General features: G+C 61.4%; 5 protein-coding genes. 1 reads left to right on the top strand and 4 read right to left on the bottom strand.

Going from position 1 to position 5,625, the window contains the following annotated elements:
* Positions 1–1,075, bottom strand: a 1,075-nt coding sequence (locus AC1DBQ_RS21150) for a cytochrome P450 family protein (RefSeq protein WP_476930381.1), incomplete at its 3' end; no start/stop codon positions are given.
* Between the two features lie 134 nt (positions 1,076–1,209).
* On the opposite strand from AC1DBQ_RS21150, the gene AC1DBQ_RS21145 reads away from it, so the two are divergent.
* Positions 1,210–2,133: a LysR substrate-binding domain-containing protein gene (locus tag AC1DBQ_RS21145; RefSeq protein ID WP_476930380.1), complete on the top strand. Its 924-nt coding sequence runs from the start codon at positions 1,210–1,212 to the stop codon at positions 2,131–2,133.
* 1,185 nt (positions 2,134–3,318) lie between these two features.
* Here AC1DBQ_RS21145 and hxlA read toward each other — a convergent pair.
* The 3 genes from hxlA to AC1DBQ_RS21130 form a co-directional block, all read right to left on the bottom strand.
* Positions 3,319–3,942: a 3-hexulose-6-phosphate synthase gene (hxlA, locus tag AC1DBQ_RS21140; RefSeq protein ID WP_476930379.1), complete on the bottom strand. Its 624-nt coding sequence runs from the start codon at positions 3,940–3,942 to the stop codon at positions 3,319–3,321.
* Between the two features lie 111 nt (positions 3,943–4,053).
* Complete coding sequence (gene hxlB / locus AC1DBQ_RS21135) at positions 4,054–4,644, bottom strand: 6-phospho-3-hexuloisomerase (protein WP_476930378.1); 591 nt, start codon at positions 4,642–4,644, stop codon at positions 4,054–4,056.
* A gap of 141 nt (positions 4,645–4,785) precedes the next feature.
* On the bottom strand, positions 4,786–5,625 hold an 840-nt coding region (locus AC1DBQ_RS21130), incomplete at its 5' end, for an AMP-binding enzyme (RefSeq protein WP_476930377.1).

Below are 5,625 nucleotides of genomic sequence, written 5' to 3'. Positions count from 1 at the left end.
CTGCAGAGGCGCCGAAGTGGGCGGCGTCGTGGTTGGCGGATGCAACGACAACGCCGATCCCGGCGCCTGCGGGGATCCGGACCCCTTCCAGGACGGTTTCCCGGGTCGTTTGGCGCGGGTACATGCCGATCGGTGATTGCCACCTGACGGCTTCGTCAAACACCGACGCCCACAACGAGGGGTCGGCGAGGACCTGCGCCCGCTGTTCGTGGTGGTTGCTGAGGGCCCAGACCATGTTGGTGACMATGTGTTGGGGCTCGTTCATTCCGCCGGAGATGGTCAGCTTGACATTCGCTGCAACGTTGGATGTTGGCAGCCCGCTGTTTGCKAACGCGGACACCATCGAGGCATCCGGATTCTGCCGGTAGTAGGGGATCAGTTYCTTGAGTAAAGCATCGGCCTCCGCGGTCGAAGCGTCACACCGGTCCCAGATCGACTGATCGTCCAGGACGTTGCCCATGCCCGCGATGAAGTCGTGGGACCAGCGGCGGACCTGCTCCACTGATACATCCTTCAGCCCCAGCAGGTCGATGAGGTTCTGCGAGGCCACAGGGGCGGCATAGTCCCGGTTGAGGTCCGCCTCCTCTGGGCCAAGCTCGGCGACATTCTCAAGGTAGGTTTCGGCGTTGCGCTCAAAGACCGGGCCCCAGACTTCCTTGATGGACTTGGGACGAAGCACAGGATTTACCGGTGCCCGGTCTACTGAATGCTCCGGATCATCCTTGCGCAGCATCGGCTGGGCACCGATGGCCCGGGTCATCGTGGCGCCGGAAACGTTGGCGCTGAAGATCTCCTGGTCCTGTTCCACCGTGTGGCAGCCGGCGTAGTTGGTGACGAGGAACTTGTTAAGCTGCGGAACCCAGGCGACCGGCGACTCTGCCCGCAGCCGGGCATAGGTCGGGTAGGGATTCGATGCAAGTTCAGCCACGTCAACCCAGTCAGCCACGGCGTAGTCGACGGCGTCCTGCGAAGCGGTGGTGCGAGCTTGATCGCTGCTGCCGGGCACCGAGGCCGCGTCATCGCTTCGGGTCTCCGAGTTCCCGTGGTAGGGGCACTGTGCGGCTGGTGTCGTCATTGTTGTCTTACTCCTACTGGCACGTCGTTGTGTAGCCGGTCCTACTGGCACTTCTTTGTGTAATCAGTGTCACAGGCAATGTTTCTCTAGTAAACTGCGAATATCAGCGGAAGTATTTCGATTCTTTAGGAGAAGTGATTTTCGTGCCGAAATTCACGTTTCGTCAGCTCGAGCTCTTCGCCGCGCTGCCGGAACACACCACCCTGGGATCCGCGGCGCAACAGCTTCACATCTCCGAATCCGCGCTTTCGCATGCCGTCAKCGAGCTGGAGGCAGCGTTGGGGGAACAACTGTGCATCCKGAGGAAGGCCCGGGGCATGCACCTGACGCCGACTGGGCGCCACTTCGCGAAGCGGGCCAGGGAGCTGCTTCGAGAGKCCAGTGCGCTGGCAGAAGGATTGGGTGAGATCCGCGGCGAGCTGAAGGGGCCKGTGTCGCTGGGCTGCTATACGGGCCTGGCAAGCAACGTCCTGCCCGCCGTGCTTGAAGGCATGGCGAGCCTGCACCCCAAGGTCGAAATCAGCATCACGGTAGGGGACCACTCTGACCTGTTGCCGGCGCTTGAAGATGGAACCCTGGACACGGCCATCGTCTATGACATTGGCTTGCCAGCGGACGTTGAGCGCAGGGTCATCTACAAGACCGAAGTCATGGCCGTTCTGGGGGCCAACGATTCACTTGCTGAAGAAGATGATGTGGATCTCGCTGATCTGTCGGCCAAGCCACTCATCATGCTCAACACGGCCCCCAGTACGGAATATACGCAGTTGATGTTCGCTCAGCGTGGGCTCAAGCCAAACGTGGGTGCAGTAGTCCCGCAAATTGATCTTGTCCGGGCGATGGTCGGGCGGGGGCTCGGCTACAGCCTCTTGATGTCGCGGCCGAATCAGATCCCGGTTTCCAGCGAGGGCAAGGGACTCGTGACCAGGCACCTTCGTCCCCGCGCCGGCCAGACCTCTGTTGTTGCAGTTTGGCCCAAAGAAACGATGCTGACTGCCCGGGCACTGGCTGTCATCCAATATGCAGTCGAGGTCCTGGACGCCATTGAACCCGAATAGCGACCGCCGGGTGCCACAAGAATCACGAGCAAGGGTCGGCGCCCGCCCCATTCCTGGACGGACTCAACAGTGAGATCCTCTGCGCGGGCTCGAGCCCGGCGAAGTTTGGAGACGTCCTCAGCATCAGTAGGTCAGTCAGCCGACCTCCCAGGGGTAATCACCGACATCGATTCGAGACCTTCTCGAAGGGCGTGCGTCTATTGGGTGGCTTGATCGCTTGGTGGCCCAGTCCTCCCGTTTGCGCGCTATCGCAGCGAGATCCTCAAACGCCCTGCCCGCCGCGAGGACGAATTCCACGTCTCGGCGGGCGCATAACGATCGATGAATTCGAAAGCAATTCCTGATCCTGTCTGGGCGGGTGTGGGTGTCGGTGGCCCGCCCGTTGCCTGCTGGCCCATCTGCTCCCCCGCGCTGCGTCAAGGGCGCCGAGGTTCTGGCTGGCGGMTATCAGCCCGAAGGTGCGGTTTCTTCTGGGCCCCCACAGTGCTCGCCGGTCTGCTCCTAGGATCAGGCTGCTTTGCGTGCTGGCTCTCGAGTGGACGCCTGGATAATGACCACGTGGTTCCGGAAGCAGGAACGCTCTCTTACCAGGCGGACCGCTCCCGGGATTCCCCGAACGGCACTTCTTCACTGAGTTCTAGAACGTACCGGCCTGCGTGATGGCGRGTGACCAAAATGCCGGCGGGCCGGCGGCTCAGAGCCACTTCGACGAGCGACGACTCAGCCTCGTTCAGTAACTTGTCGACAAGATTTGGGTCAGCAGTGGACACCTCGCGCCACTCTTCCGAATATTCCGGKAGGGAAGGGCTTTGATCGTGTACCGCGGATCTGGTCGGATTCGGGTTGGGGAGTAGCGTCAGATGGGACATAGTGTGACGCCATCCCCGCGCAGGAACAGCCGGCGGTCAGCCGTTCCGTTCTCGATCACCCAAATCAGATGCCCGCGGTCTCCGACCGCGTCTACCCATCCGGCGTACTGGAGATCCCCCAGACACACCTCGACGCCGTCGCCTGGGCTCAGGTATTCCCACTGGTGGATGGGCCGCTGGGTGGGCCGTGGCTGAAGCGTGGCTCCAGCATTCATCGCATACTCACTTTTTGTCCCTCCGGTTCCTTGTGAGTGGGTTGGATGCGGCGGCCGCACGTTTTGCACGTGCGGCCGCCGCAGGTGATGGAAAGGAAGCGTCAGATGATGGCGGCCTTCAGTTCTTTGGCGGCCAGGCTGGGATCCGCGGCTCCGTAGATTGAGCCGCCCGCTACGGCCACGTCCGCCCCTGCCCGCTGGACAGCGTTGATCGTCGAGAGGTTTACTCCTCCGGCTACTGAGAAGKGGACGCGCGCTTCTTCGCCGGCGGCCAGGAGCCCCTTGAGGTCGTAGCCGGGCTGTGACTGCTCATCAAGGCCGGCGTGGAATTCCACGAACTTGGCGCCAAGGGCACGCGCTTCCTTGGCGCGGGAGACTTTATTGGATATCCCAATGAGGTCCACAACGATGCCTTTGCCGTGCGCACGGGCGGCTTTCACGGCGCCGGCGATGGTCGAGTCGTCTGCACTGCCCAAGACTGATACCAGGTCGGCGCCGGCTTTGAAGGCGATGTCGGCCTCCAATTCTCCGGCGTCCATGGTCTTCATGTCAGCGAAAACGATTTTGTCGGGGTGGGCATTCTTGATGGCGGTGACAGCGGAGAGGCCTGCAGCCTTTATCAGGGGTGTTCCGAGTTCGATGATGTCCACGTATTCGGCTACTTTGGCGGCCAATTCGAGGGCGTCTTCGACGGTGAGGAGGTCCATTGCAACTTGGAGTTTCATGATCGGCTCTTTCTTTAGGAAATGTTGGGCAAAAAGAATTCAGGGGTGAGTTGTTGACGGGTGTTTCCGCTGCATCAGTCGTCGCCTCCGTCGTCGCCATCCTGAGTCCTGCTATTCGAGATTGGCGTGCCGGGTCCAGAGCTGTTCGGCAGAAATGCAGGTTTCCTCCCAGAGGGCTTGGAACACCGCTTCGGTGGCGAGGAATAGCACCTGTTCGAAGAGGCTTCCGGAATATTGCCGAGACGCACCCGATTGGTGGTCGGTTTTCTGCGGGGCCGGGATAACCACGAGCACGTCGGATACTGCAGCCAGTGGGGAGTTTGTGTTGGCAGTGAATGCGGCCACCTTTGCACCGGCCTTTGCCGCAGTTTCTGCCGCCTTCACCACGCTTGAGGTTGTTCCGGATCCAGAGGCCACCACCAGCAGGTCCCCGGCGCGGATTGCAGGAGTGGTGGCGTCCCCTGCGATGTGGACCGTGAGGCCGAGATGCATCAGCCGCATAGCGGCCATCCTGAGAACCAGTCCACTGCGGCCTGCCCCTGCAACGAACACCCGGTTAACGGTGGTGAGATGGGTGGCCAGGTGAGCAAGTTCCTGTTMATTGATGCAGTCTGCCGTCTCTCCAACCTCGCCCCGGATCAGAGTGAGGCTGTGGCCGATGGCGCCCGCGGTTTTTTGACTGACAGGTGTTGCTGTTGGCATGGTTCCCAATGTCTCTCCTTTGACGGGGTGAGCAGTATTTAGCCAGCCGTTGAGTCGCTTGATGTMTTATCCTCGATACTTCCCGGCGCCCACCACCCATTACGGCGGGCMGAACCTGTCGGAAGCCAGTAGCGGTGCCGCCTACGGTGATATCGTCTGCCGTTCAAGGGCAAACCGGGCATATTCTTCCAACAGCACGGGATCATCCACCGACCCGAGATCCGCGACCGTTTCCAGCCGCGCTCCTTGCAGAAGCCGCTTGATGGGGACTTCCAGCTTCTTTCCGGTGCGGGTATGCGGAATTCCGGGCATGAAGACAATCTCGTCAGGCAGGTATCGGACGGAGAGGTTCTCACGGATTGATCTTGTGATCGCCTCTTGGGTCACGTCCGGATTGGCACCGTCGGCCAGGTGGACGAACAGCGGCATGTAGTAGTCAGTGCCCAGTTCCGCACCGACAACCAGGGCCTCGGCGACTTCCGGCAGCGATTCGACCACCGTGTAGATGTCTSCCGAACCGAGCCGCAGCCCGTTGCGGTTGAGGGTCGAGTCGGAACGGCCGTGGATGAGGATGCCCCGGTGCGTGAACTCGATGTAGTCCCCGTGCCGCCACACCCCCGGGTACATCGCGAAGTAGCTCTCGTGGTACCTGCTGCCATCGTCTCCCCAGAAGCTCAGCGGCATCGAGGGCATTGCCCTGGTCACTACCAGTTCGCCCTTGCCMCGGGTGGGATTGCCGGCTTCATCCCACGACTCCACGCGCACTCCGAGGGCCGGAGCCTGGATGTAGCCGACATGGACCGGCAATGTCGGGGATCCTCCCACGAAGATGGAGGCGATGTCGGTGCCACCACTCATCGAACTCAACCAGATGTCACCMACATTGCCGTAGACCCAGCGATAACCGTCGGCCGAAAGCGGCGATCCAGTGACCTGAAGGGATTTCAGGGCGCCCAGGTCGTGGTCGCGCATCGGCACCAG

This window comes from Arthrobacter sp. 10T413_2 (genome assembly GCF_056394205.1).
The sequence above is the reverse complement of the archived record's forward strand: the minus strand, read 5'-3'. Positions and strand labels throughout refer to the sequence as shown.